The 26,089-nt window shown below is 28.1% G+C and carries 23 protein-coding genes; 5 read left to right on the forward strand and 18 right to left on the reverse strand.

Annotated features, from left to right (window positions below; translation table 11 throughout):
* Positions 1-252 precede the first annotated feature (252 nt).
* Entirely contained in the window at positions 253-3,684 is a 3,432-nt protein-coding gene (locus ACEXNK_RS10750) for a pyruvate carboxylase (protein ID WP_373598538.1), read from the forward strand.
* Between the two features lie 72 nt (positions 3,685-3,756).
* On the opposite strand, the gene ACEXNK_RS10755 is transcribed toward ACEXNK_RS10750, so the two are convergent.
* From ACEXNK_RS10755 to ACEXNK_RS10795, 9 genes are all read right to left on the reverse strand, one after another.
* Positions 3,757-3,975 carry a hypothetical protein gene (locus ACEXNK_RS10755; protein ID WP_373598539.1) on the reverse strand — a complete coding sequence of 73 codons (219 nt, stop codon included), beginning with the start codon at positions 3,973-3,975 and terminating at the stop codon, positions 3,757-3,759.
* A gap of 244 nt (positions 3,976-4,219) precedes the next feature.
* Positions 4,220-4,513 carry a hypothetical protein gene (locus ACEXNK_RS10760; protein ID WP_373598540.1) on the reverse strand — a complete coding sequence of 98 codons (294 nt, stop codon included), beginning with the start codon at positions 4,511-4,513 and terminating at the stop codon, positions 4,220-4,222.
* 260 nt (positions 4,514-4,773) lie between these two features.
* Entirely contained in the window at positions 4,774-5,619 is an 846-nt protein-coding gene (gene nadC, locus ACEXNK_RS10765) for a carboxylating nicotinate-nucleotide diphosphorylase (protein ID WP_373598541.1), read from the reverse strand.
* Entirely contained in the window at positions 5,597-6,901 is a 1,305-nt protein-coding gene (locus tag ACEXNK_RS10770) for an L-aspartate oxidase (RefSeq protein WP_373598542.1), read from the reverse strand. The genes nadC and ACEXNK_RS10770 overlap by 23 nt, the downstream gene beginning before the upstream one ends.
* Positions 6,902-6,904: 3 nt before the next feature.
* Positions 6,905-7,816: a quinolinate synthase NadA gene (gene nadA, locus ACEXNK_RS10775; RefSeq protein WP_373598543.1), complete on the reverse strand. Its 912-nt coding sequence runs from the start codon at positions 7,814-7,816 to the stop codon at positions 6,905-6,907.
* Between the two features lie 171 nt (positions 7,817-7,987).
* Positions 7,988-8,440 carry a Fe-S cluster assembly scaffold protein NifU gene (gene nifU / locus ACEXNK_RS10780; protein WP_373598544.1) on the reverse strand — a complete coding sequence of 151 codons (453 nt, stop codon included), beginning with the start codon at positions 8,438-8,440 and terminating at the stop codon, positions 7,988-7,990.
* 14 nt (positions 8,441-8,454) lie between these two features.
* Positions 8,455-9,636, reverse strand: coding sequence for a cysteine desulfurase NifS (nifS, locus tag ACEXNK_RS10785; RefSeq protein ID WP_373598545.1), 1,182 nt, complete (start codon positions 9,634-9,636; stop codon positions 8,455-8,457).
* Between the two features lie 18 nt (positions 9,637-9,654).
* Entirely contained in the window at positions 9,655-10,104 is a 450-nt protein-coding gene (locus ACEXNK_RS10790) for an RrF2 family transcriptional regulator (RefSeq protein ID WP_373598546.1), read from the reverse strand.
* A gap of 165 nt (positions 10,105-10,269) precedes the next feature.
* Complete coding sequence (locus ACEXNK_RS10795; RefSeq protein WP_373598547.1) at positions 10,270-11,040, reverse strand: GNAT family N-acetyltransferase; 771 nt, start codon at positions 11,038-11,040, stop codon at positions 10,270-10,272.
* A 234-nt stretch (positions 11,041-11,274) separates the two neighbouring features.
* On the opposite strand from ACEXNK_RS10795, the gene ACEXNK_RS10800 reads away from it, so the two are divergent.
* Positions 11,275-11,835: a hypothetical protein gene (locus ACEXNK_RS10800; RefSeq protein WP_373598548.1), complete on the forward strand. Its 561-nt coding sequence runs from the start codon at positions 11,275-11,277 to the stop codon at positions 11,833-11,835.
* A gap of 46 nt (positions 11,836-11,881) precedes the next feature.
* On the opposite strand, the gene cspC is transcribed toward ACEXNK_RS10800, so the two are convergent.
* Both cspC and cspBA read right to left on the reverse strand, forming a co-directional pair.
* The gene (gene cspC, locus ACEXNK_RS10805) at positions 11,882-13,564 is read right to left on the reverse strand and encodes a bile acid germinant receptor pseudoprotease CspC (protein WP_373598549.1); all 1,683 of its coding nucleotides are present in this window, start codon (positions 13,562-13,564) and stop codon (positions 11,882-11,884) included.
* 11 nt (positions 13,565-13,575) lie between these two features.
* A complete protein-coding gene (cspBA, locus tag ACEXNK_RS10810) occupies positions 13,576-16,848 on the reverse strand; it encodes a bifunctional germination protease/germinant receptor pseudoprotease CspBA (RefSeq protein WP_373598550.1) in 3,273 nt (1,090 codons plus the stop codon).
* 170 nt (positions 16,849-17,018) lie between these two features.
* Here cspBA and ACEXNK_RS10815 point away from each other — a divergent pair, with 170 nt between their 5' ends.
* A complete protein-coding gene (locus ACEXNK_RS10815) occupies positions 17,019-18,290 on the forward strand; it encodes a peptidoglycan-binding domain-containing protein (RefSeq protein WP_373598551.1) in 1,272 nt (423 codons plus the stop codon).
* Positions 18,291-18,339: 49 nt separating this feature from the next.
* Here the strand turns inward: ACEXNK_RS10815 and ACEXNK_RS10820 are convergent, their stop codons facing one another.
* Positions 18,340-19,614 (reverse strand): replication-associated recombination protein A, encoded by a 1,275-nt coding sequence (locus tag ACEXNK_RS10820; RefSeq protein ID WP_373598552.1) that lies wholly within the window; start codon positions 19,612-19,614, stop codon positions 18,340-18,342.
* A 133-nt stretch (positions 19,615-19,747) separates the two neighbouring features.
* Here ACEXNK_RS10820 and ACEXNK_RS10825 point away from each other — a divergent pair, with 133 nt between their 5' ends.
* The gene (locus ACEXNK_RS10825; protein ID WP_373598553.1) at positions 19,748-20,386 is read left to right on the forward strand and encodes an SIMPL domain-containing protein; all 639 of its coding nucleotides are present in this window, start codon (positions 19,748-19,750) and stop codon (positions 20,384-20,386) included.
* 223 nt (positions 20,387-20,609) lie between these two features.
* Here ACEXNK_RS10825 and ACEXNK_RS10830 read toward each other — a convergent pair whose 3' ends face one another.
* Together ACEXNK_RS10830 and ACEXNK_RS10835 are read right to left on the reverse strand one after the other, a co-directional pair.
* The gene (locus ACEXNK_RS10830) at positions 20,610-21,029 is read right to left on the reverse strand and encodes a DUF3785 domain-containing protein (protein ID WP_373598554.1); all 420 of its coding nucleotides are present in this window, start codon (positions 21,027-21,029) and stop codon (positions 20,610-20,612) included.
* A 12-nt stretch (positions 21,030-21,041) separates the two neighbouring features.
* A complete protein-coding gene (locus ACEXNK_RS10835; protein WP_373598555.1) occupies positions 21,042-21,944 on the reverse strand; it encodes a transglycosylase domain-containing protein in 903 nt (300 codons plus the stop codon).
* Between the two features lie 211 nt (positions 21,945-22,155).
* On the opposite strand from ACEXNK_RS10835, the gene ACEXNK_RS10840 reads away from it, so the two are divergent.
* The gene (locus ACEXNK_RS10840) at positions 22,156-22,326 is read left to right on the forward strand and encodes a 4Fe-4S binding protein (protein ID WP_373598556.1); all 171 of its coding nucleotides are present in this window, start codon (positions 22,156-22,158) and stop codon (positions 22,324-22,326) included.
* Between the two features lie 34 nt (positions 22,327-22,360).
* Here the strand turns inward: ACEXNK_RS10840 and ACEXNK_RS10845 are convergent, their stop codons facing one another.
* The 4 genes from ACEXNK_RS10845 to ACEXNK_RS10860 form a co-directional block, all read right to left on the reverse strand.
* Positions 22,361-22,849 (reverse strand): hypothetical protein, encoded by a 489-nt coding sequence (locus ACEXNK_RS10845; protein WP_373598557.1) that lies wholly within the window; start codon positions 22,847-22,849, stop codon positions 22,361-22,363.
* A 241-nt stretch (positions 22,850-23,090) separates the two neighbouring features.
* A complete protein-coding gene (locus ACEXNK_RS10850) occupies positions 23,091-24,152 on the reverse strand; it encodes a serine/threonine-protein kinase (RefSeq protein ID WP_373598558.1) in 1,062 nt (353 codons plus the stop codon).
* Between the two features lie 162 nt (positions 24,153-24,314).
* Positions 24,315-24,818, reverse strand: a complete 504-nt coding sequence (locus ACEXNK_RS10855; protein WP_373598559.1) for a 3'-5' exonuclease — start codon at positions 24,816-24,818, stop codon at positions 24,315-24,317.
* A 165-nt stretch (positions 24,819-24,983) separates the two neighbouring features.
* The gene (locus tag ACEXNK_RS10860; protein ID WP_373598560.1) at positions 24,984-26,075 is read right to left on the reverse strand and encodes a murein hydrolase activator EnvC family protein; all 1,092 of its coding nucleotides are present in this window, start codon (positions 26,073-26,075) and stop codon (positions 24,984-24,986) included.
* Positions 26,076-26,089: the final 14 nt, after the last annotated feature.

Raw genomic sequence — 26,089 nt, forward strand, 5'->3', positions numbered from 1 at the left:
AAATTTAACTTTATTAAACTTAAGTTATTCTTTAAAGTTACCTTAAATAGTCATAATTATCATACTTTTTAAGTGTTTTCAACTTATTTACACTTCTTTAATAAGATGATTATATACTTTTAAACTATATAATTTATTTGATTTAATAAATTTATTTTACTTATTAAGGAACTTCACTTTAAGCATTTAAAATTAAAGTGATTTCCTGTATAATCTTTAATATCAAAAGAATCGAGAGGGGTTTTTTCAATTATGCTTAAAAAAATTAATAAAATCTTAGTTGCCAATAGAGGCGAAATCGCAATAAGAATATTTAGAGCTTGCTCTGAATTAGGTATAAAAAGTGTAGGTATTTATAGTAAAGAAGATAAATATTCATTATTTAGAACAAAAGCAGATGAATCTTATCTAATAGGAGAAGACAAAGGTCCTATAGATGCTTATCTAGATATTGATAATATAATAGAACTTGCAAAAAGTAAAAATGTAGATGCAATACATCCTGGTTATGGTTTCTTATCTGAAAATCCAGAGTTTGTAAAAAAATGTGAAGAAAACGGAATTGTATTCATAGGTCCTTCAGCAGATATAATGAATATGATGGGAGATAAGATAAACTCAAAACAAATAGCTAAAGAAGCAAATGTCCCAACTATTCCAGGTATAGATTCACCTATTAAAAGTATAGTTGAAGCTAAAGAAATAGCTAGTAAAATAGGTTACCCTATAATGCTTAAAGCCTCTAACGGTGGTGGCGGAAGAGGAATGCGTGTAGTTTACGATGAAAAAGACTTAGCTGTTGAATACGAAACTGCTTGTAGTGAATCTAAAAAAGCCTTTGGTGAAGATATTATATTTATAGAAAAATATATTTCTAATCCAAAGCATATAGAAGTTCAAATATTAGGTGATAGTTACGGAGATATAGTTCATTTACACGAAAGAGATTGTTCTGTTCAAAGAAGGCATCAAAAAATAATCGAGTATGCTCCTGCTTTTTCTCTATCAGATGAATTAAGAGAAAAAATATGTACTTGTGCAGTTAAGATGGCTAAGCATGTAGGTTATGTAAATGCAGGAACTCTTGAATTTTTAGTTGATGACAGCGAAAACTTCTACTTTATAGAAATGAACCCTAGAGTTCAGGTTGAACATACTGTAACTGAAATGATTACAGGAATAGATATAGTTCAAAGCCAAATTTTAATAGCTAAAGGACATAAATTATCTGATGATGTTATAAATATAAAATCTCAAGATGATATAGAGGTTAGAGGCTACTCTATCCAATGTAGAATAACTACTGAGGATCCTAAAAATAACTTTATGCCTGATACAGGTAAAATTCAAGTTTATAGAACAGGCTCAGGTTTTGGTATAAGACTTGATGGTGGAAATGGATTTACAGGGTCAACTATAAGTCCATACTATGATAGCTTATTAGTAAAAACTATATCTTGGGATAGAACTTTTAAAGGAGCTATTAATAAAACTATTCGTTCTATAAAGGAACTTAGAATAAGAGGAGTTAAAACTAATATAGGATTTTTAGTTAATGTTTTAAATAACCCTATATTTACAGACGGTAAATGTAGTACAAAATTCATAGATGAAAATCCTGATTTATTTGAAATAAAAGAAAGTAAAGACAGAGGTACTAAATTACTTCAATTTATAGGTAATACTATAGTAAATGAAAATAAATGTATAGAAAAGCCAGAAATAAAAACTATATACAACCCTACTCTACCTAAAAGTACATCATCTACCCAAGGTAGTAGAGATTTATTCAATAAATTAGGTAAAGAAAAATATATAGAAAGTATAAAAAATGAGAAAAAATTACTTTTAACAGATACAACTATGAGAGATGCTCATCAATCTCTTCTTGCAACAAGACTTAGAAGCTATGACTTGTTAAAGGTTTCAAAACAAACAAATGAATACATGAAAGACTTATTCTCTCTTGAAATGTGGGGAGGAGCAACTTACGATGTAGCTTATAGATTCTTAAAAGAATCTCCTTGGGTAAGACTTGAAAAACTAAGAGAAGAAATACCTAACATAATGTTTCAAATGTTATTTAGAGCATCTAACGGTGTAGGTTATAAAAACTACCCTGATAATGTGATAAAGGAATTTTTAAAAGAATCTGCTAATAAAGGTATTGATGTATTTAGAATATTTGACTCTCTTAACTGGGTAGAAAATATGAAACCTTCTATATATAAAGCACTTGAAACTGGTAAGATAGTTGAATCTACTATGTGCTACACTGGAGATATATTAGATGAGTCTAAAAGTAAGTACAACTTAGAATATTACATTAATATGGCTAAACAATTAGAAGAATTAGGTTCAGATATTATATGTATAAAAGATATGGCAGGACTTTTAAAACCATATGCTGCTTACAAACTTATAAAAGAGTTAAAACAAAATGTAAATACTCCTATTCATTTACACACTCATGATACTAGCGGAAATGGTGTTGCTACATGCTTAATGGCTGCTGAAGCTGGTGTAGATATAGTTGATGGTGCACTTGAAACTATGGCTGGACTTACTAGTCAACCTTCTTTAAATGCTATCGTAGAGGCTCTTAAGCATACTGAAAGAGATACTAAAATTGATTTACATGGTTATGAGGAATTAGGAAACTACTACAAGGATTTAAGAAATGTTTATTCGAAGTTTGAAAGTGACTTAAAAAATCCATCAGCTGAAATATATAAATATGAAATACCTGGTGGTCAATATACAAACTTAAAGCCACAAGCTGATAGTTTGGGATTGTCTAGTAAGTTTGACTTAGTCAAAGAAAAATATAAAGAATCAAATGAAATATTGGGAGATATAATAAAAGTTACTCCTTCTTCTAAAGTAGTTGGAGATTTGGCAATATTCATGGTTAAAAATAAACTTGATAAAGATAATATAATTTCACAAGGAAAGAATTTATCATTCCCTGATTCAGTTGTAGATTATTGTAAAGGAATGATTGGTCAACCAGAAGGTGGAATACCTAAGGATATTCAGAAAATAGTATTAAAAGGAGAATCTCCTATAACTACTAGACCAGGTTTATTAATACCTAATGAAGATTTTGATGGTATAAAAACTCACCTTGATGAAAAGTTTAATATGGATTCAAATATAAGAAATATTTTAAGCTACACACTATATCCTAAGGTTTATGAAGATTATTTAAAACACTTAGAGTTATACAATGATATATCTAAATTAGAAAGTCATGTGTATTTCTACGGTTTAGCATTAGGCGAAGAATGTGAAGTTGAAATAGAAGAAGGAAAAGTTTTAACTATTAAACTAATCGAAATTGGAGATACAAAAGAGGATGGAACAAGAACATTATCATTTGAGTTAAATGGTATGATGAGAGATATTGAAATAAAAGATAATAACTATGCTGGAAATATAAAAGATATTGTAAAAGCTGATATGAACAACCCAATGCAAGTTGGAGCTAGTATTCCTGGAAAAGTAGTAAAGATATTAGTAAAAGAAGGTCAAGAAGTTAAAACAAATGAACCTCTTATTGTAATTGAAGCTATGAAAATGGAAACTGTTGTAGTTTCTAAGGCTGATGGAAGTATTAAGTCTATAAAGGTAAGCGAAAATGAAACTGTAAAAGATAAACAATTATTAATGGAACTTGTATAAAATTTTTAAAAAGGACTGTCTCAAAATATTTATAAATATAAATACCTTGAGGCAGTCCTCCTATTTATGTACTTATAATAGGTCTAGTCCCGTGATTACTTTGTAAAATATAAAGTTAGCTATTACCAATATTGTAACTTGTAAGTTTACATCCCCATCTAAATATGTAAATCCAATTAAAATAGCTCCTAATTGTGTCATAAAGAAAAATATAAGTAGCATTGCAAAATGTAGAATAAGATGTATATTCCATCTTTTAATTTTAAAAACATCATAATTTCTTATCTTCATATTCCTACAGTCTCCCATCTTTTTAATTTCCGATATAACTTTTATTTAACTAAATGATAATCTATAAATCTTAAGAAAATCTTAAGAAAATTCTTAAGATTTTCTTACAATTAAAATACCCCTACATATTATTAGACGAAATAACGTTCCATTTAGTTTCATTTTTAAATAAATTATTATCAATATATATTTCGATTAGGAAACTGTATTATCTATCAAAAAAAAAGAAGCTTTCGCTTCTTTTTTAATCACAACCACAACTACAGTCGAAACTTGAATCCATCCCCATATCTCCACAACAATCACTTCCAAAATCACTGCTATAATCATCACAATTACAGTTACAATCATCATTATTATAATAATCATTAAATTGGAAATTGTTAAGCCATATATTGTCATCATTGTTATAATTAATGCTATCCATTTTAATATCAACTTTTTCATATGTTTTTTCATCTATTTTTTTACACTTGTTATATCTATTACTAATAATACTCATACATATAATAAATATAATTAAAACTAATATTTCCATAATAAACACTCCCTAAAATGCATTTTTATTACTATAATATTATCATCTTTAAATCATTTTGCATAATTACAACTTTGATACTTATATACTATATTTAAATATAAAATAAAAAGTCTCTTCGCTCCTGTCGCCAACGACTTCGTCCGTTGCTCAAAAATGTCTTTTTTCCTTTCAGCAAAGTATTGATATAACTATACTCTATAAGTTATCAACACATATTCGTTAAGCATACATTCCTTAAGCGTAAAAAAAGAACCTAATTAGGCTCTTTTTATTGGAGTTAAATTCTTCATGCTTAAATCTAAAACTTTAAAAGAATGTGTCAACATCCCCACCGAAATATAATCAACTCCTATTTCTCCTATTTTTTTTATATTTTCTAAACTTACATTCCCAGAAAACTCAGTTATAGATCTTTTATTTATAATTCTAACGGCTTCTTTAGCTGTTTCTAGATCCATATTATCAAGCATTATTATATCAACTTTAGCTTCTATAGCTTGCTTTACCATTTCTAAACTTTCAGTTTCAACTTCAATTTTTCTTACAAAAGAAGTATTTTTTCTAGCAATCTCTACAGCTTTTTTTATTCCTCCACATGCACTTATATGGTTATCTTTTAACATAACTCCATCAGACAAGTTAAATCTATGATTGCTTCCTCCACCTATTTTTACTGCATACTTTTCTAATATCCTTAAATTAGGTGTAGTTTTTCTTGTATCTAATAACCTTGTATTACTTCCTTCTAATTCTTTTATAAATAAGTTAGTTAAAGTTGCTATTCCACTCATTCTTTGTATTAAATTAAGAGCTACTCTTTCACCTAATAATATTTTTCTGGTACTTCCCTTTAAATATGCTATTTTTTCTTTCTTGTAAACGCTATCCCCGTCCTTTTTATATAGTGTTACATCGATATCACCTATTATTTCAAACACTCTTTTAAATACATCAAGTCCAGCTATTATACCATCTTCCTTACATATCAAATCTATTGTAGATAAACTCTTTTCATCTATAATACAATTAGTACTAATGTCCTCATTTGGTATGTCTTCTATTAAAGCATTTTTTATTATATTATCTATAATCAAATAATTCATCATATTCTTCCCCACACTTTTGTTTTATTATCTTTATAGCTATTTCTTTATTTCGATTCATTAGTTTATTAATATCTTCTTTTATCTTATAAGTATCTATTAATTTTATATTTATATTGCAAATATCATTATTTATACTATTTGCACATCTTCTAGAAAATACTAATCCCTCTAATAAAGAATTGCTTGCTAGTCTATTTGCTCCATGAACTCCTGTACAGCTAGTTTCACCTACTGCATATAAATTTTTCATTGAAGTTTTTGAGTTTAAATCAACTTCAATTCCCCCCATAAAGTAATGTTGTGCTGGTGAAACTCTTATATACTCTTTAGTAATGTCTATTCCTCTTTTTAAACATTCTTTATATATATATGGAAACCTATTTATTATATACTCCTTTTCCATAAAAGTTATATCTAAGTTTACATAAGGTAAATTCGTTTTTTTCATTTGATCTTGTATTGCCTTTGATACTACATCTCTTGGTAATAATTCATTCACAAACCTTTTACCATTTAAATCTAATAACCTACCACCTTCTCCTCTTACTGCTTCTGATATTAATAATCTTTTTTCATTTTGATTCTCTTCATAAAAAGCTGTTGGATGTATTTGTATATAGTTTAGATCTTTTAGTTTTATATTATGCTTTGCAGAAATAGCTATGGAATCTCCATTTAATATTCTTTGGTTTGTAGAATTCTTAAATATTCCACCTATTCCTCCAGTTGCTAATATAACAGCTTTAGCATATACATTTATTTGATTATTGTTCTTTACAAGAATTGCACCCTTACATTCATTATTACAACTTATTAAATCAGTAAAATATGTATCTTCATAAATGGTTATATTTTTTCTTTTCTTTAATTCTTTAATAAGCGAATTTTGAACACTCTCTCCAGTATTATCTTTAGTATGTACTATTCTATTGATACTGTGTGCTCCTTCTTTTGTATAAACTAACTTTCCATTATCTCTGTCAAAATCTACCCCTAGATTTAATAATTCTTGTATGTCCTTTATAGACTCGTCTGCTAAAACTTGAACTGCTTTTATATTATTTTTATATTTGCCTGCTTTTAACGTATCTTTTATGAATAATTCTATATCATCTTTATTTATTGCTGTTGATATACCCCCTTGAGCTAAATATGTATTTGTATCTTCTAACTTAGATTTTGTTACTAATAATACATTTAAATCTTTACTTAAATTTAAGCTACTATAAATACCTGATACCCCTGAACCTACAATTAATACATCTACTACTTTATTCATTTATTATTTTGCCAAAGAATGCATATTCTCTAAGCATCTTAATGCACTTTTAGATATTTCATTATCTAGTGTTACTTCATTTTTCATATTTAATAGGGTATCATATAAGTTTTCTAAATTTGTTTTTTTCATATCCTTACAGCATATACTTCCTCCAGGTATGAAGAATCTTTTTTGAGGATTTTTCTTTGATAACTCATGTAATATTCCTTCTTCTGTCGCTATTATAAAATCATTAGTATCACTTTGTGTTGCAAATTCTATTATTTGACTTGTACTACCTATGTAATCCCCTAATTCTCTTACCTCTTTCGTACACTCTGGATGTACTAACACTTTTGCATCTTTATGTTCATTCTTTAGATTTATTATATCTTCAACCTTTATATCGTTATGATATTTGCAGTATCCATCCCAAAATATAAATTTTTTATCTGGTAAATGCTCTGCTATATAGCCTCCTAAGTTTTTATCTGGTAAAAATATTATTTGTTTATTTTCTACATTTTCTAAAATACTTAAAGCACTTGATGATGTAACTGCTACATCACAATGAGATTTTACTTTTGCAGTTGTATTTATGTAACATACTGTATATGCATCTTTGTATTTTTCTTTTAACTTTATTATTTCTTTTTCGCATGCCATATCTGCCATTGCACATCCTGAATCTGGTGCTGGCATTAATACTATTTTTTCTGGAGATAAAATCTTAGCACTTTCTGCCATAAATCTAACTCCACATATTACTATAACTTTTTCTTTTCTATCTCTTGCCACCTCACTTAAATAGTAGGAATCTCCTATAACATCAGCTATATCCTGTATTTCTGGTGGTTGATAATAATGCGCTAATATTATTGCATTTTTTTCTTTTTTTAATTTCTTTATTTCATCTACTAAATTTTTAACCATTTTTATATCACTTCCTATCTATTTTATGTGTCTTTACACCTGTAATGTCATTGTAGCATTGTTTATTATTTTCATCAATCAATATATTCTTAATCTATGATTATATAAATAAAAAAAGGAATTATCTATTAATAGATAATCCCTTTTTTCTTATTTATATAAAATTTAAACTTATTCTTCTTCTTCGATATCATGATGATGATCATGATCATCTTCTATAACTACACCATCAAGTGCAGCTATGTGTATATTGTTCTTTTTAGAGTAGTCTATTAAAGCAGCTTTTATAGCTTGCTCTGCTAACACTGAACAGTGCATTTTTACTGGTGGTAAACCATCTAATGCTTCAGCAACAGCTTTGTTAGTTATTTCTAAAGCTTCCTCTATAGTTTTTCCTTTTATTAATTCAGTTGCCATAGATGAACTTGCTATAGCTGATCCACATCCGAAAGTCATAAACTTAACGTCATTTATAACCTTAGTATCATTATTTATATCAAGATATATTCTCATTATATCTCCACACTTAACGTTTCCAACTTCTCCTACTCCACTTGCGTTTTCTATCTCTCCAACATTTCTTGGATTCATGAAATGGTCCATAACTTTTTCACTATATTGCATTTTACTTACCTCCCTTATTTAACCTCTAACTTATTGTATAATGGTGACATACTTCTTAATCTTGCTATTATATTTGGTAAATTCTCTATTATAAAATCGATATCTTCCTCTGTTGTGAAATCTCCTATACTTAATCTTAAAGAACCATGAGCTATTTCATGTGGTAATCCCATAGCCATAAGTACGTGAGATGGATCTAATGATCCTGAAGTACAAGCTGATCCACTTGATGCAGCTATACCTAACATATCTAACATTAGTAATATTCCTTCTCCTTCTATAAATTCAAATGAGAAGTTTACATTTCCTGGAAGTCTATATTCTAAGCTTCCATTAACTTTTGTATGAGGTATTCTTTCTAATATACCATCTATTAATTTAGTTCTTAAAGCTGTTAATCTTTCTATATGCTCTCCCATGTTAGCTTTTGCAAGTTCACAAGCTTTAGCATATCCTACTATACCAGGTATATTTTCAGTTCCTGCTCTTCTTCTTCTTTCTTGTGCTCCACCATGAACAAAAGTATGTAATTTAACTCCAGTTCTTATGTATAAAGCACCTATACCTTTAGGTCCGTATATTTTATGAGATGACATACTCATTAAGTCTATATTTAATTCTTTAACATCTATAGGCACATTACCTGCAGCTTGAACAGCATCTGTATGGAATATAACATTATGCTTTTTAGCTATTTCTCCTATTTCTTTTATAGGTTGTATTGTTCCTACTTCGTTGTTAGCAAACATTATACTTATTAATATTGTTTTGTCTGTTATTGCATTTTCAACATCTTTTGCATCTACTCTTCCGTCAGCATCTACATCTAAGTATGTTACTTCAAATCCATGATGCTTTTCTAAGTACTCACATACATGAAGTATTCCATGATGTTCTACTTTAGAAGTTATTATGTGATTTCCTTTTGCTTTGTTTGCAAAAGCAACACCTTCTATTGCCCAGTTATCACTTTCTGTTCCACCAGCTGTAAAGTATATTTCATTTGGCTTTGCATTTACAAGTTCTGCAACTGTAGCTCTTGATTTATCTAATATATTTTTAGCATCTCTCCCGAAAGAGTGGAAACTTGATGCATTTCCAAAAGTTTCAGTAAAGTAAGGCATCATAGCATCTACTACTTCTTGTTTTACAGGAGTTGTTGCTGAATAATCCATATATATCTTTCTTTTTTCCATTTCATTCATCTCCTAAATTTATTTTATTATTAACTCTGTTATGTCATTTATATTTTTATTCTTATTGTAATCATCTATCATATTTTGAAGTGTTATAGAATTTATAACATCTTCTATACCTTTTTTAAGTCTTTCCCAAACAACCTTAGTAACACATATTCCAGAATTTTGACATACCTCTTCGTCTATAACACAATCTGAAATTGAAACAGGTCCTTCAAGTACTATTAGTATATCTCCTACAGTTATATCCTTAGGTTCTTTTACTAACAAATATCCACCTTGTGCACCTCTTACACTTTTTATCAATCCAGCTTTTTTAAGAGCTGAAAATATTTGTTCTAAGTATTGTTCTGATATATTTTGTTTTTGAGCTATCTGTCTTAATGGAACTGGTCCATTTTTTTGAGTAAGTGATAACTCAAACATCGCTTTTAGTCCGTATCTACCTTTAGTTGATAGTTTCATTTTATACACCTTCTTTTCAAATAGGTATTTCCGACTAACTTACTAGGTTTTATCTTCAAGATTATTTTATTATATCCTAGTGATCTTGTCAACATTAAATTCATAGTATTTTTGTAGGAATTAAAAAAAGAGTTAAAATTAAGTATTTTCAACTCTTTCAAAATGTTATTTATAATAAATTACCCACTGATTAACATCTTTAAACCCTATTTTTTTATAAATTTTACCTGCTTTTTCATTGTCATAAAAAAGACACGGTATCTTTTTATCTTTAATTAAGCTATGACATAATTTAATCATACATTTAGTTGCATACCCTTTTTTTCTAAACTTAGGATGTGTTCCTACCCCAACTACCATAGCATAGTTATCACATTCAGATGTAGACTTTGCCATAGAAACTATTTTTCTATCTTTTTCTATATAATAACCTCTTCCACTTTTTAAATTATTTTTTATACTTTGAATTGTAGGTGTTTCAAATTCATCTATATCCTCGTATAGCTTTAATATTTTGTTTAGCTTCCCAACTCTTATTTTTTTTACGTTGTAATCTATATCATATTCATTTAAATAGTTACAGTCTTTCAATATACAAAAGTTAACTATTCTTTTTCTATTATATGATATATATTGTTCTATTTCTTTTAATGTATCTACCTTTCCATTTATATTACTGTAAGGAATTTTATTTATATGTTCTATAAAATCCTCTATATTATAATTATCTTCAGAATAAATAGTTAATAAATCAAAATATTTAATTAACACCCCTCGTATATTACCTTTATTATCTATGTTTGCCCATATATTAAAAAAATAGTTTTCTAAACCATACCTTTTTATATCACCTACTAAAATATTATTAAATCCTTCTTGATTTTGTAAATAACTTATTATTTCACTTATGTATGATTCATTTAACTTCTCAATCATAATATCCTCCGATATCTAAGTTTAATGTTAAATAATATGTTTTAGATAAGTTATTTATTCTTTTTATATCACGTATTATCCTTCATTATTTATATTTAGTTTTAATTTATAGTTAAATTTTATTTATAATTTTATAATTATTTTATTTGTAAATATTTTTGTTTAGCGATATATTAAATCTAATAATTCTAACTAATATTACTAACTATTAAATTCAAGAAAGAAGGATTAATTATGAATGTATTAGATACTTTTGTAAAAAATTTATGTGGAACATTTAATAACGATGACCAAATAAAAGAGCAAGTTAGTTTAGGTGAAGTAACTCACCCTTATGCAAAGCATATTAACGGTGTATGTAATAACAAAATTAAAAACTTACCTAATAGTTTTGATGGTTATTTTGTAATAGAAGAAAGTTATTATAAACAAGGTAATTTTAATAATATACTTCCGCATTTATTCTTATTTACTTTAAATGAAGAAAATAGGGTTGTATTAACTTCTTATGAGTTGCCGAATGGAATTTCTAAGGAAGATTTCAGAAATGATAATAATAATCTTGTAATGGATTATAATACTTTAGTTAAATCTGAAAAATTCACACCTATGATATACAATGAATCTAATGGTATATTTATAGGTGAAAGTACAAGTTATTTTACACCTGTGACTAAGTTTATACTTAAAGAAAAAATAGAAAAAGATATACTTTATGTAAGTGAAGTATTTTATAAAAATGATAAAATAACATTTGGATTTGTTGATCCTATCGTTTATAAAAGAGTTTCATAAACAATAGAGGGTATATTAAATATTTAATATACCCTCTATTGTTTATCTATAAGTTTCTAGCTATAGCTCTAAATGTATTTCTTAAATCCATAATTCCATATCCTTGAGATATATTTGGATATTCATAAATTTCATCTCTAATAGCACCTTGTACTAAATAAGTTCTTAATACATCTGTAAACAATGATAGTTTAGGTAGTTGACTTTGTTGTTTCAAGTACTCCATAATAAGTGCCAATGCACCACTTACTATACTACTACTTACCCCAGTCCCTGTAGCTGTGTTATATAACCCATCATTATATGTAGAAATAATATCAACTCCTGGTGCTATCAAATCTGGATTTACTCTATGAGCTGTTACCCCTCCTTTTGAAGATCCTATCCATAAGCTATTTGTTTTTCCGTTGTAGGCTCCTATTGTAATAACATCTCTAGACAATGCAAACTCTGTTATAGTTCCAATAGATGTAGGGTCTAAGAATCTAGTATCTTTTGAAATCAAATTTTTATTAGGTAAATACAAGTCATAATTTCCATGTATTATAAACTCTGGAAGTAGTCTTAATGTCCATACTCCAGGCTTTATATCTAATAGCTCAATTTCTAAAGCTTCTTCTCCAGATTCTAACCATGGGTATCTATAAACAATTTTATAATTCGTTCCTTCAATATAAAATCTACCTTTATAAATTGGGTCATCTGGGCTATATTTTACAATTTGACTCACATCTCCTGACGGAGATATTATTTGTATTCCTATTTTATCAGGACCAGTTCCACTTAAAATTATATCTAAATTTTTATTGTCTCCATTTTGTATAATAACATCTTGGTACTCATTTTCAATAAGAATCTTATTACCATAATGTATATCAGTATTACCTTCATTCCCTGCCCCACTTACTAAAACCATACCTGATTTTTGCAAATCTTTATATGATTCTATAATAGATGCCTCTATTCTTATATTTGATTTTGTTCCTACTGTCATGTTAATTATCATAGGTAAATTTTGTTCTTCTGCAATTCTTGTTACATAAGTTATAGCTGCTAAAAAATCTGATTCTGTATAGCTAATTTTGCCATTGTAATAAACATTTTCATATCCCCTTAACTTTACAACTACTAGTTTAGCGTCTTTTGCAATACCTTGGTACTCTTTAACTATATTACCTTCTCCAACTAACATTCCACAAACCATAGTCCCTGTCCCTGTTTCATCTATGCTTAATGTTTCATTATTTTCTTTAATAGCTTCATTTAAATCTTCATTGGTATATTCACTTCCAAACTTAAGACCTTCTGGCGGTTCTCCCAAATCACTTTCTTGATCCCAAAGGTACATAATTTTACTTTCATTATCTTTATTGATCAAATCTCTATGAAGATAGCTAACTCCAGAATCTATAACTGCTATTAATATACCTTTTCCTGTGACATTAATATATGGATTATTTTCTATATATATAGTTCCAGCTGCATCTGTAGCAGTTTCCCCATTTTTCAAGTCATCGGTTATCTCTATTAAAGAGCTCATATTTCCTGATATACTCCACCAGTTAATTTCTTTTATATCATCAAGTATACTTTCATCAAAATCTAAGTCTACATATATAGATGCAAGTTTATCATTTAGTATTACATATCTATCTATTCCATTATTTTCAAATGCACTTTCTATATCACCTCTATATAACATATAATATGATTTTTCTTTTTTTTCCACATCACATCCTCCTACTTTAATTGTTCAAACATACCTCTTAAATTTAATATTCCATATCCAGTTACATTGTTTGGATAATCTACTTCCCCAATTCTACTGGCTCCACCTTGCATAAAGGTTCTAATCATTTGAATAAATCCCTTGTTAGGATAAGTATCTTTAGTTATTATATATTCAAAATATAAAGATACAACTCCGGCTCCATGTGATCCAGCTGCAGAGCTTCCTGTTATAGTTGCATATTTATTATTAGGATAAGGTGCAATTATATTAACTCCAGGTGCTACTACATCAGGTTTTAATCTTTGTATTATACTAGGTCCTCTAGATGATGATGTCCATATACTTCTATTTATAGAGTTATAAGTTCCTATAGTTATTAAATCTTGTTGTACTGCAGGGTAGGTTATTGTATAGTTGGGATTAGATTCAATAAATTTAGTTCCCTTATTTAAAAATACTCTATTTTCTAAATAAGCATTATATCTTCCTTCACTTATAGATGCTCCTTCTAGCTCTATCTTCCATATACCTCTTTTTACATTTTTCAAATATATAATAGTATGTTCTTGTCCTGAGTAACTAGTAGGATATGAATATCTTATAGAATATGTTGTATTTTCTAGATCAAATATTCCATTTACTAAATCATAGTTAGATAAGTCTACAGCCTTACTTTCCTCTCCACTTGGAGTTATTATAGTTAGATTTACTCTATCATGTCTACTAAGCCATAATTCAATTCTTAGAATTTCCTCTTCTTCTTCAACTTGTATTCCTAGCTCAACAGATTCTCCTTCTCTTTGTATAATTCCAGTTGTATGAATTTCAGTATTTCCTTCGTTTCCTGCACCTGCAACTATACATGTACCATTAGAAAAATAAGTTTGTCTACTATTTACTCGGTCTGCATACCCTACTAAACCTGTACTTCCCATTGATATATTTAATACTGTAGTTAGCTTCAATTCATATGATTTTTGATAAATGTACTGAATTGCTGCAACTAACATAGCGTTGTTATAATAGCCTTCTACTTTTGCTAATTTTACAACTATAAGTTCAGCACCTGGCGCTACTCCTTCATAAGATTTGTTTAAATTCCCAAGTCCTGCACATATTCCACTTACCATAGTCCCATGCCCTTCTTCATCAGTAGATAAACTATTATCCTTAGATCGTATAGCTTCATTTATATCATCATTAGTGTATTCGGTCCCTAAAAAGAACCCTTTTGGAGAAGTGCCTTCTTTAGTTTGGTCCCATAAATAAAGTATTTTACTCGTTCCATCTGGATATATAAAATCTTCATGTAAGTAATCTATTCCAGTATCTATTATCCCTATTACTGTTCCTTGTCCTGTTAGTAATAGGTTTGGGTTGTTTTTAAAAAAATTTATACCTATATCTTCTTGTGCTACTACACCATTTTCTGTACCTCTTGTTATAATTCCTAATGGCGCAATTCTTACCACATTTTCAATTATTTGTACAGATTTTAGCCCAAGTATAGCTTCTATATTAGATTTAGTAAGAGCTATAAAAAACATTAATGATCTTGTTTCACTTAATTTTATTAAGTTATAAATTATATCTAAAGTTTCAAGTTCCTCAAAAAAATTTTCATTATGAGATATTAAAATTGAATTTGCAATATCTTTGAGTACACTTTTGTCTAATTTCCTAAATATTTCTAAATTTAGTTTTTTTTTACTCCTATTTAAATCTTCTAAATTAATATTATCTAAATTTAAAAATCCATATCCATATGATGAGTTTGGATATTCTATATCAGGTCTTCTTCTAGCACTTTTATTTAATAAAGCCCTTATTCTTTGTGAGTATAAAAAAGGGTCATTTTCATTTACTATACCCCACTCCATTAAAAGAGAGCATACTCCCGTAACATGAGGCGTTGCCATACTTGTTCCTGTTAATGCCCCTAGAGTTCCACCTGGTAAAAAAGATATTATATCTTCTCCTGGAGCTAATAAATCTGGTTTATATACTCCTGTATCAAAATCTCCCTCTCCAGAAAATGGAGATCTTACGTCTGTTCTTGAATTGTAACTACCAACCGTTATTACCTTTTTTGCTGTACCAGGTACTGTAACTGTTAGTATTTCAGTTGGTTCTAAAAACTTTGTATCTTCTGAAATTCCTTCAGATGTTGGTAAATACATATCTATATTTCCTTCTACGATATCAATTGGTGTAAATACTAAAGTCCATATCCCTGGTGTTATCTGAATATTGGAACGTAACTGTATTGTTATTCTACTAGCTAATGAGTATGGTGCAACCGGAAAATAAAATCCATCAACTATTGTAGTTCCTAGTCTATTGTTTATACGTGGTGTATCATTAGATATAGCTTGACTTTTTCTATTAGATGGATCTTTTATAAATACACTAAATGTATCTACATAATTCGGCCATATATTTATATTTATTATCTTCTCATTCTCTCCTATTACAAACTCTGCTTCTTGAATTTCTCCATTCTCAAGTTTAATTCTTTTATGACTTCCTTTTATTGCATTATTTCCCGCAGCTACCACTATGTTATTTTTCCAAAATATAGTCATATCGTCTATGTATTCTTCAAATAGAGATTGGCCTCTATGAGAGCCTTCATTAGTTCCATAGCTTACGTTTATAGCTATTGGCATATCTAATTCTACAGCTTTATCTAAAATAAATTTTATAGCTCTCATAAACTCTGTACTTTTAGAAAATGTGTCCGTTGTACTAGTGCCTACTTTTACAGCTACTATATTTGCCTTATTAGCTATACTTGCAGATATAGAAGCAACATGAGTGCCATGTAAACTAGTAGTATAAATAGGTGCTTCATCTATATTATCTTGTGTATATAAAGTTCCTTTACTAAAGCCTTCTGGCGAATTACCGGCTCCACTCTGATCCCAATAATAAAGTATTTTAGAATCTCCATTTTCATCTTTAAATATAGGTAGTGTATGATCAATCCCTGAGTCTATTATCCCTAATAGCGTTGATTTTCCTGTTAATTTATATTTGCTTTTAAAAGCATGTATTCCTGTACTAGAAAAGCTCTGAGAGTCTTGTGTTTGTAATATAAAAGGTTTTTCTACATATTCAACTTCAGGATATTCAATTAATCTATCCAATTCTTCTTCACTTGAAGATATTACAATTGCATAAGATGAATTTAATATCTCTACAATAACATCTAATTCTTCTTCTAATCTTTTTATGTCTGAGTTGTACTTGACTATTACTTCGTACTCTATAATAATCACCTCTTCGATTTTAAATTATGTATATAATAATTCCGCTTTTTGACTTTATCCCCTTTTTTAAAACGAAATAAGTTACTTAAAGTTATTACTTTTAAATTTATTATCACATTTGTAATTAGTTTCATAATATGTAATAGAAAAATTATAGAGTATTTAGAAAGGAGTGTTTTATGGAAATTGGATTTTTAAATATTTCTGTTGTAAATCTAGTAAATAATTATCCTATTGCTGATGCTAATGTTAATGTTTACGCAATAAATCCTGATAACCAAAGCAGTGTATTAGTTTATCAAAATTTGAAAACTGATTTATCGGGAATAATTTATGGCTTACAACTAGAGGCTCCTGATTTTATTTATTCTCAAGAGCCTAGTAATGTTAGACCTTACAGTCAATATAGTGTAGAAGTTATAAAAGATGGTTATGAAACTACTATAGTAAATGGTACTCAAATTTTATCCGTTAGTACAGCTTTACAAAGAGTAAAGATGCCACCTAAGAATAGAAGTAAGCGCCTATACTCTCGTCAAAATGAATTAGTTGTAAATATAGGAGAGCATACTTTATGGGGAGATTATCCACCTAAAATACCTGAGAGTAATTTAAAGCCAATTCCTCCACCTACAGGGTTTGTTGTTTTAGATAATCCAGTTATACCAGAATTTATTATTGTTCATGATGGTCTTCCTGAAGATAAAGGTGCTCCTAATTACTGGGTATATTTTAAAGATTATATAAAAAATGTAGCTTCTTCAGAAATATATTCCACGTGGTCTCGTGACACTATAATTGCTAATATTATAGCTATTATATCCTTCTCTTTAAATAGAGTTTTTACTGAATGGTATAGAAGCAAAGGATATGATTTTACTATAACTTCAACTACAGCATTTGATCATAAATACATCCATGAGAGAAATGTATTTGATACTATAAATGTTATTGTAGATGAGTTTTTTGATACTTATATGAAAAGACCTCCTACTGCTAGGCAACCTTTACTTTCTCAATATTGTGATGGGGTTAGAACTCAATGTCCTGGTCAGATGTCACAATGGGGTAGTAAAGATTTAGGAGATGATGGACTTAACTATGAAGAGATAATAAGATTTTACTATGGAGAAAATGTAGTTTTTGCAAAAGCTCCTGTTGTAAGTGGTGTTCCAGTCTCCTTCCCTGGTGCTGCTTTAGAAATAGGTTCTACTGGAAAAGACGTCAGAACAATACAAAGTCAATTAAATGCAATAGCTAATGCATACCCTGCCATACAAAAGCTTAAAGAAGATGGTATTTATAATGAAGCTACTTCAGAGTCAGTAAAAAAATTTCAAGAGATATTTAATTTACCTCAAACGGGTATTGTAGACTTTAAAACTTGGTATGAAATCTCTAGAGTCTATGTTGCTGTTACTAAAATTGCATCTCTAAATCCAACAATCTAAACTTATTTAGACCTATAAATAATTATTTATAGGTCTTATTATATTAAATCTATTTATTATTTTTCAAACTATTCCAGTACTGCTCAAAAGATTTTTCATTTTTATTATTTCTTGGAATATAGTATTTTCTATCTTTTATAGGATCTGGTAAATATTGTTGATCTACATAATGATTTTCATAGTTATGAGGGTATTTATACTCTACACCTCTACCTAAATTTTTTGCGCCTGAATAGTGAGCATCTTTTAAATGTAGAGGTATATCTCCAGTTTCTACTGTATCTAAATCAGCTAGTGCCATATCTATTGCACTAATTACGGAATCTGACTTTGGACATTGAGCTAAATATATTGTAGCTTGTGCTAGAGGTAATCTAGCTTCTGGAAACCCTAGTTGAAGTGCTGCTGCTACACAAGCTTCTGTTATAGTGATTGCTTGAGGAACAGCAAGCCCTACATCTTCACTTGCTACACAGAGTAATCTTCTTGTTATTCCTTGTATATCTCCAGCTTTAACAAGTCTTGCTAAATAATGTATTGCTGCATTTTCATCTGATCCCCTTAGTGACTTGTGAAATGCAGATAATATAGAATATCCATCATCCCCACCTCTATCAAAATTTAACATCTTTATAGTAGATGAATCCATAACATTATCAACAGTTATATTTACACAGTTATTAACAATATCTATTCCTATATTAAATACTAGTTCAAGCTTATTAAGCGCGCTTCTCATATCTCCATTACAAGTTTTAGCTATATATTCTAAAGCTTTATCTTCTACATTTATAGATTCGTATCTTGTAGTTTCTTTTAATCTATTTATTGATCTATGTAGTCCTTTTAAAATATCATTACTATCTATAGGTTTAAATTCAAAAATTGTACTTCGGCTTAAAATAGCTTTATATACTACGAAATATGGGTTATCAGCAGTACTTGCTATTAATGTTACTGATCCATCTTCTATAACTTCAAGTAACGACTGTTGTTGCTTCCTATTTAAAGCTTGAATCTCATCTAGCATTAAAATTATTCCATTAAAAGAGAATAAATCTCTTTTGCTAGCATTTATCGCCTCTGTAATTTCTTTAACCCCACAATTTACAGCATTTAGTTTTATATATTTTTTCCCTGTTACATTTGCAATTATATTTGCCAGTGTTGTTTTACCTGTTCCTGGAGGACCATATAATATCATATTAGGAATAGTTTTATTTTCTATAAGTTTATTTATAATTTTTCCTTTTCCAATTATATGTGATTGCCCGACCATATCTTCTATTTTCTCCGGTCGTAATTTATCTGCTAATGGTTGCATATTATCCTCCTATCTATAATTATAATTTTTATTTAACATTTTAAAGTTTCTATAGTTATATATTATACTACACTCATAAATTATCTTCCATCTTAGTATATTTATACTAAATGTAATTATAAGGAGGTAATTTATGCAGTATATGAATATGAATAATGGAAGGGATAAGGGTCAGCTATCAGTAAATGGAGTTGGTACTGTTAAAGCTAAAGCTGACTTAGCTATACTTACAGTTGGAGTTACTACATCTAATGAAGATGTTCAAGTTGCTCAAGTTAATAATGCAAATACTGTAAATGCAATAATAATAAGTTTGACTGATTATGGAGTTCCAAAAGAAAATGTAAATGCAGATAATATTTCTATAAAAAGAATGTATGATAATACAACAAACGAAATTATAGCATATGAAATTACAACTACTATAAAGGTTGAAGTTTCTAATCTTGAAAGTTTAGGAGATTTGTTCTCTTTAGCTGTAGAAAATGGAGCAAATAGTGAAGTAGATATTTCATTTACACTATCTGATATATCACCTTATTACAATAAAGCTCTTTTATTAGCCACTGAAGATGCTTTAAATAAAGGTTCATTGCTTGCTAAAAATCTTGGTTTAAAATTAAAACCTTTACCTGAAAATATTTATGAGAATAGTTCTTCTCAATATTCTGTTTCCCAAAGAAATGTATCATACTCTAGTTCTCCTTATCTATCATCAGGAGATTTAAGTATAAATGCTCAAGTTAGCATAGTTTTTAATACTTATATATAAATTCTTTGATATAAATAAAAAATTCGCTTCGCTTGAGCCACCACGTGTGCGAACCACTTCATGTCGCCAACGACTTCGTCCGTTGCTCAAAAATATCCTTTTTTTACTTTCAGCAAAGCGTTGATATAACTATACTCTATAAGATATCAATAGATATTCGTTAAGGATCAATTCCTTAAGCGTAAAAAAAGCTGCTATATTAGCAGCTTTTTTATTTAAAGTTTTATACTATACAATTTTCAATTTGAACTATATAGTCACTACAGTTTTCACATATTATCACACTAACAATGTAACTATCATCTACTTTATTAGCTCTGCTTAATTTATTGAATGATAACCCTTCATAGTCACTACTTATATCACTTATTACATATTTTCCATCTTTAGTAAATATATAAAAATGATACTCTAAAAAGCCAAAGAATTTTTGTTTTTCCTTTACACCTTTTAAACACTCCGGACAAGCTTCCTGATAATATTCTAAGTCAAAATCTACTTCATTTCCTTGACTTAAAAGATTTAATATTTCTTCTAAATCAATTCCTTTTACAGGTTTTTCTTCATCATTTATCAATCCACTGCAATTATCTTTTGTTAATTCATATTCTTTTTCATTAAAGTTAAACTTATAAATACTCATCTTACACCTCTTTTATTTTATATTCATAGGAGTTTCTTGTTTTTTAACTTTTTCATATTCATCTTTAGTTATATATCCAAGTTCCTCCATTTTGTAAAGAATTACATCTCTTCTTTTCTTTGCTGCATTGTAATCTTTAGAGTATAAACCTGGATTATTTGTTATTCCTGCAAGTAATGCACATTCTCCTAAGTTTAATTCACTAACATCTTTATCAAAATAAACTTGAGCACCTTTTGCTACTCCATATATTCCTCTACCTAGGTATATATTATTTAAGTAAAGCTCTAGTATCTCTCTTTTATTCATATTTTTATCCATTTGTTTTGCATTATACATATCTTTAATCTTTCTTTTTACTGTCTGATCCATGCTAGTTAATAAGTTTTTAGAAATTTGCATTTCTAAAGTACTTCCACCTTGAGTACTTTTACTAAATATATTATGAACTACTGATCTTGCTAAAGACATATAATCTACACCTTTATGTTCAAAAAATCTTTCATCTTCAATAGATACAACTGCATGTTGTAGGTCTACTGGTATTTCTCCTATACTAACATATTCACTACTTATAGATTTTTCTTTCATATAATTGTATGTTAGCTTTGGTGTATCTTTTAACGCCATATTAACAAGTAAATTAGCAGATACAGCAACTATAAATGATACTATCAATAAAAATATTAATAATTTCTTTATTATACCTAAAATTTTCTTATTTTTCCTCTTTTTTCTCGACCTGCTTTTGTTAGCTCTTGTTCCTCTACTTATATTATTGTTTTTATTTTTATCACTTTCACTACTAGTCTTTTTTACTACTCTTTTTGAAGTCTTTTGAGACTTTGAACTTTTATTATGAGAGCTAACTTTTTTGCGTCTTATCTTGTTTTTTTCATCATCATAATAACCCATTTTTTACGCTCCTTTTTGAATATATGAGTAATTATACCTTTTTATGTCAAATAAATCAAAACCTAAAAATTACTATTACACATTTGTAATATTTATTTTATATTATTTTATCTTTATATATTAATTATTAAAATTATTTTTTAATTTTTTTGTGTAAATCCATTTTTTTTGGGTATAATAACTTTGAATAAGTTTTTAGGAGGTAATTATTATGGCTTATAAAATAAACGATGCTTGTATAAGTTGTGGAGCTTGTGAACCAGAATGTCCAGTTAGCTGTATATCAGCTGGAGATGACAAATACGTTATAGATGCGGATGTATGTATATCTTGCGGAACTTGCAACAGCGTATGTCCTGTTGATGCTCCTCAACCAGAGTAATACATAAAAAAGAAAAGCAATTTTGCTTTTCTTTTTATTTTATATCAATATTTTCAATAAACTTATAGTTTTGATATTGATCTATATTTTTAAATTCTAGTTTTACTGGATCTTTTAAGTTTTCTAATGCTACTCCAATTTTTACATATTTACTTTCTCCTCTTTGTAAATTACCGATCATTCCTGTTACTTCACCTGATTCAGTTGTTACAAAGCATTCTGTAAGACTTTCATTTTGATATGGATTTATATCTATATTAGATAGTTCCATGTCTACTACATCATTATTTTTAACCTCTAATGTAATTATAGCCATCCCATTGTAATATTCACCTAAACATATTGACTCATCTTTTAAATTTATATCTTCTACTCTTATATTTAAAGTATCGCAATAGTTCATATTTATATTTTTATATATTATATTTCTATTATTATTTAAGGCTTCAGCTCCAGTTAAAAATAAATTCCCTATTAATATTATATTTAAAATTATAAATATTAATTTTTTCTTAAATTTCATTACTTTCCTCCTATAACATAATATGGTTATAGTTTGCTCACAGGAAATTTTTTCATTCATACTTTTTAAAAATTTTATTTTTTTGTAAGTTTTTTGTCGAATCTTGTTGACATATTTGTCGAATCTTGTTATTATATATACATAAGGTTATTCCCCTGATAACCTAAAATTTTTACTCCCCAAATAAAATATATTCCCTAATAAACCCCTTTTTATAATATATTTTACCCCTTTAAAAGCCTTACTTTGATCGGTATGAAAGTAAGGCTATTATTTTTTTCACTTCCTTTAATGCATCTGATTTTTTCTCAAGATATTCACAACAATACCCTTTGTATATATTATATTTTCTAGTATCTTTATTTACTTTAACTGTTTTTACATTCCAATATCCTTCATCTTCATTCACTATAATTTGAATCATGGTATTATCAGTATTTTTTCTAGTAAAGTAATAATTCTTAGAGTTAATTTCACATTTCCAATCTAAATTTTCATTTATATTTTTTATATCTTCAATTATTTCAGAAACACTATCATATCTATCTTCTGGGTTTAAATTTATACATTTTTCTATTATTTTTGTCATCTCTTTTGGTATATGTGGCAAGTACTTATTTCGTTTTGGAAATTTACCACATGCAGATGCCACTTTCACCATATTTATATCTTTATATTTTTTTAATTGAGTATTATACTCTAAATTTCCATTACACATTCTATATAAGGTTGTGCCTATTTGATATATATCAATTTTATTAGTTATTGTTGTACTTTTACACTGCTCTGGAGCTATATGCTTATAATATACATTTCTTAATTTACCTACACCCCTACTATTTAAATATACCGCTGACCCAAAGTCTGTTAAGATTGCCTTATTTTCATTATTTATAAGTATGTTATTTGGTTTTATATCACAATGTGCAATTCCTATTTTGTGTAAATGTTCTATAGCACTTAAAAAGTCTATTGAATAGTTAATTATTTCTCTTATAGTTAATGCTTTTGTTTCTAATAAATGATAAAGTGATCCATTCTTATAATACGGCATTGTTATATATATATTTTCATCATCATATGAAACATGATTTATAGTTATTATATTTGGATGTTTAGCTTTACAAATTTTTTTAGGTTCTTCAAAATATTTATCAGTATTTTTAAACGATGATTTTTTTATTTTTTTTAATATAAAGTTTCTCCCCATCTGCATGTCTTCAACTAAGTATAATTTAGAATTTACTCCTTCTGATTTTAAAGGTTTTATTATATTTAAATCTACATTAGTAACTATACTCATAGTATATAATCACCACCTAATGATACTTCTATCATAATCCCCATATACGTCACTCCTAACTATGATTTTTTATGACTTATATATACTATGATTTTGAACTTCAAATAAACACTAAAACAACAAAAGCTTTCACACTAATTTTTATTAATGTGAAAGCTTTTGTTATTTGTTAAGTATAAGAAACAGTTTAGCCGTTGCTAAAGTATCACTATCAGCTCTATGTGCATTTTTATTCTCTATATTATAATATTCACACGCTGTTTCTAATTTTTTATTTTTCCCTTTGTATTCTTTGTTTTGTTTTAATAACTCTAAGGTACAAATATGATTTTCAATTGGCTCTAGTCCAAGTTCTTTTAAATAATAATTTAGAAACTTTAAATCAAATTTAGCATTATGAGCTATTATAGTTTTTTGTCCTATATATTCTCTAAACTTAGGTAAGACTTCTTCTAAACTCTTTTCATTTTCTACCATGTCATTGCTTATATTTGTTATATCAGTTATAAATTTAGGAATTATACTTTTAGGTTTTATTAATCTTGAGTAATTCCTAACGATTTCTCTATTTTTTATTTCAGTAATACCTATTTCTATAATCTCACAACCTTTATAAGGATCAAGACCTGTAGTTTCTAAGTCTACAACTACATATTCGTTATTCATAAGTTACTCCTTTCACACTATTATATAAATAATTATATCAAATAAAAAAATATTATATCAAGAATTTCTAAATTAAGTAATAACTTCACTTTATTTAATAATATAAACTTAATCTTCTTAAACGTAAAAAAGGACTATCTAATGATAGTCCTTATATTATAAATCCTAATTTAAATACGGCATAGGATTTACATGTTGTCCATTTATTCTTATTTCAAAGTGTGTATGTGGCCCTGTTGATCTTCCTGTTGATCCTATTTTAGCTACAACTTGTCCTTTTTTAACTTGTTGTCCAACACTAACTACATTTTGTGAGTTATGACCCATTAATGAAACTTTGCCATCTGTATGCTTTATCATAACTACATTACCATAACCATTTTGAACCCCTGAGAAAATTACAGTTCCATCATCTACTGCAACTATAGGTGTACCAGTTGGTGCTGGTATATCTATTCCTTTATGGAAACTTTGTGTCCCTAGTATTGGATGTACTCTACTTCCATAAGGAGAACTTATTCTAGTATGTCCTGGAACTGGCCAAGACCCACTGCTTATAACAGCTCCTGGTTCTACTTCTCCAGATTGCATAGCTAACTCTGATATTTGACCTTCAATATCTGTTTCTTCTTGTTCTAATTTATTCTTTAAACTTTGAACTTCATCTTTTTTTGCTTGTACTTCGTTTTTCTTAGCTTCTACTGATTCTTGATCTTTTTTTAATGTATCTGCTAAAAGTTGACTTTCTTCTTTTTTCTTATCTAATTCTGCTTTTTTAGCATCTAACTGACTCTTGTCATTATCTAAAGTTTTTATTATTTCTTTATCATACTCTACAACTTGTTTTACTAGATATACATTGTTGAAAAAGTCTGATATAGAATCACTATCTAAAAGAACTTTTATATAACTCATTGAATAGTTATTGTTTATTGCTTTTAGTCTTTCTCCTAATTTTTCTTCATTTGCTTGTATATCTTTTGTTATTTTATCTATTTCACCTTCAGTAGTACTTATTTCACTTTTTAAACTTTCTAGCTTTTGATTAGCTTCTCCCATTTGTGAATTTATTTTATCTATGTCTACATTTAGTTTTTCAACCTCTAAGTCTAAAGACTTTATTTGGTCTCCTAATTCATTTTGTTGTTGTCTATTTTGCTTAAGTTTTTCATCTAACTCTTCTTTTTTCGGCTCAGCATAAACAAGTCCTGTATTTAAACATAAAAGAGCCGCTAAAGTTAAAGCTGTTTTTTTCATACTCAATTTCCCCC

This window comes from Paraclostridium bifermentans, from assembly GCF_964259345.1.
Taxonomy (GTDB): Bacteria; Bacillota; Clostridia; order Peptostreptococcales; family Peptostreptococcaceae; genus Paraclostridium; species Paraclostridium bifermentans_B.

What these genes read in the sequence shown, in the direction of transcription:
- ACEXNK_RS10855 (WP_373598559.1), bottom strand. Translation starts at nt 24,818, where the DNA reads ATGAATAACGAATATGTAGTTGTAGACTTAGAAACTACAGGTCTTGAT.
- nadA (WP_373598543.1), bottom strand. Translation starts at nt 7,816, where the DNA reads ATGGTTAAAAATTTAGTAGATGAAATAAAGAAATTAAAAAAAGAAAAA.
- ACEXNK_RS10795 (WP_373598547.1), bottom strand. Translation starts at nt 11,040, where the DNA reads ATGATTGAGAAGTTAAATGAATCATACATAAGTGAAATAATAAGTTAT.
- ACEXNK_RS10860 (WP_373598560.1), bottom strand. Translation starts at nt 26,075, where the DNA reads ATGAAAAAAACAGCTTTAACTTTAGCGGCTCTTTTATGTTTAAATACA.
- ACEXNK_RS10830 (WP_373598554.1), bottom strand. Translation starts at nt 21,029, where the DNA reads ATGAGTATTTATAAGTTTAACTTTAATGAAAAAGAATATGAATTAACA.
- ACEXNK_RS10845 (WP_373598557.1), bottom strand. Translation starts at nt 22,849, where the DNA reads ATGAAATTTAAGAAAAAATTAATATTTATAATTTTAAATATAATATTA.
- nadC (WP_373598541.1), bottom strand. Translation starts at nt 5,619, where the DNA reads ATGAATTATTTGATTATAGATAATATAATAAAAAATGCTTTAATAGAA.
- ACEXNK_RS10835 (WP_373598555.1), bottom strand. Translation starts at nt 21,944, where the DNA reads ATGGGTTATTATGATGATGAAAAAAACAAGATAAGACGCAAAAAAGTT.
- ACEXNK_RS10800 (WP_373598548.1), top strand. Translation starts at nt 11,275, where the DNA reads ATGAATGTATTAGATACTTTTGTAAAAAATTTATGTGGAACATTTAAT.
- ACEXNK_RS10815 (WP_373598551.1), top strand. Translation starts at nt 17,019, where the DNA reads ATGGAAATTGGATTTTTAAATATTTCTGTTGTAAATCTAGTAAATAAT.
- ACEXNK_RS10850 (WP_373598558.1), bottom strand. Translation starts at nt 24,152, where the DNA reads ATGAGTATAGTTACTAATGTAGATTTAAATATAATAAAACCTTTAAAA.
- ACEXNK_RS10840 (WP_373598556.1), top strand. Translation starts at nt 22,156, where the DNA reads ATGGCTTATAAAATAAACGATGCTTGTATAAGTTGTGGAGCTTGTGAA.
- nifS (WP_373598545.1), bottom strand. Translation starts at nt 9,636, where the DNA reads ATGGAAAAAAGAAAGATATATATGGATTATTCAGCAACAACTCCTGTA.
- nifU (WP_373598544.1), bottom strand. Translation starts at nt 8,440, where the DNA reads ATGCAATATAGTGAAAAAGTTATGGACCATTTCATGAATCCAAGAAAT.
- ACEXNK_RS10825 (WP_373598553.1), top strand. Translation starts at nt 19,748, where the DNA reads ATGCAGTATATGAATATGAATAATGGAAGGGATAAGGGTCAGCTATCA.
- ACEXNK_RS10770 (WP_373598542.1), bottom strand. Translation starts at nt 6,901, where the DNA reads ATGAATAAAGTAGTAGATGTATTAATTGTAGGTTCAGGGGTATCAGGT.
- ACEXNK_RS10760 (WP_373598540.1), bottom strand. Translation starts at nt 4,513, where the DNA reads ATGGAAATATTAGTTTTAATTATATTTATTATATGTATGAGTATTATT.
- ACEXNK_RS10750 (WP_373598538.1), top strand. Translation starts at nt 253, where the DNA reads ATGCTTAAAAAAATTAATAAAATCTTAGTTGCCAATAGAGGCGAAATC.
- ACEXNK_RS10755 (WP_373598539.1), bottom strand. Translation starts at nt 3,975, where the DNA reads ATGAAGATAAGAAATTATGATGTTTTTAAAATTAAAAGATGGAATATA.
- ACEXNK_RS10820 (WP_373598552.1), bottom strand. Translation starts at nt 19,614, where the DNA reads ATGCAACCATTAGCAGATAAATTACGACCGGAGAAAATAGAAGATATG.
- ACEXNK_RS10790 (WP_373598546.1), bottom strand. Translation starts at nt 10,104, where the DNA reads ATGAAACTATCAACTAAAGGTAGATACGGACTAAAAGCGATGTTTGAG.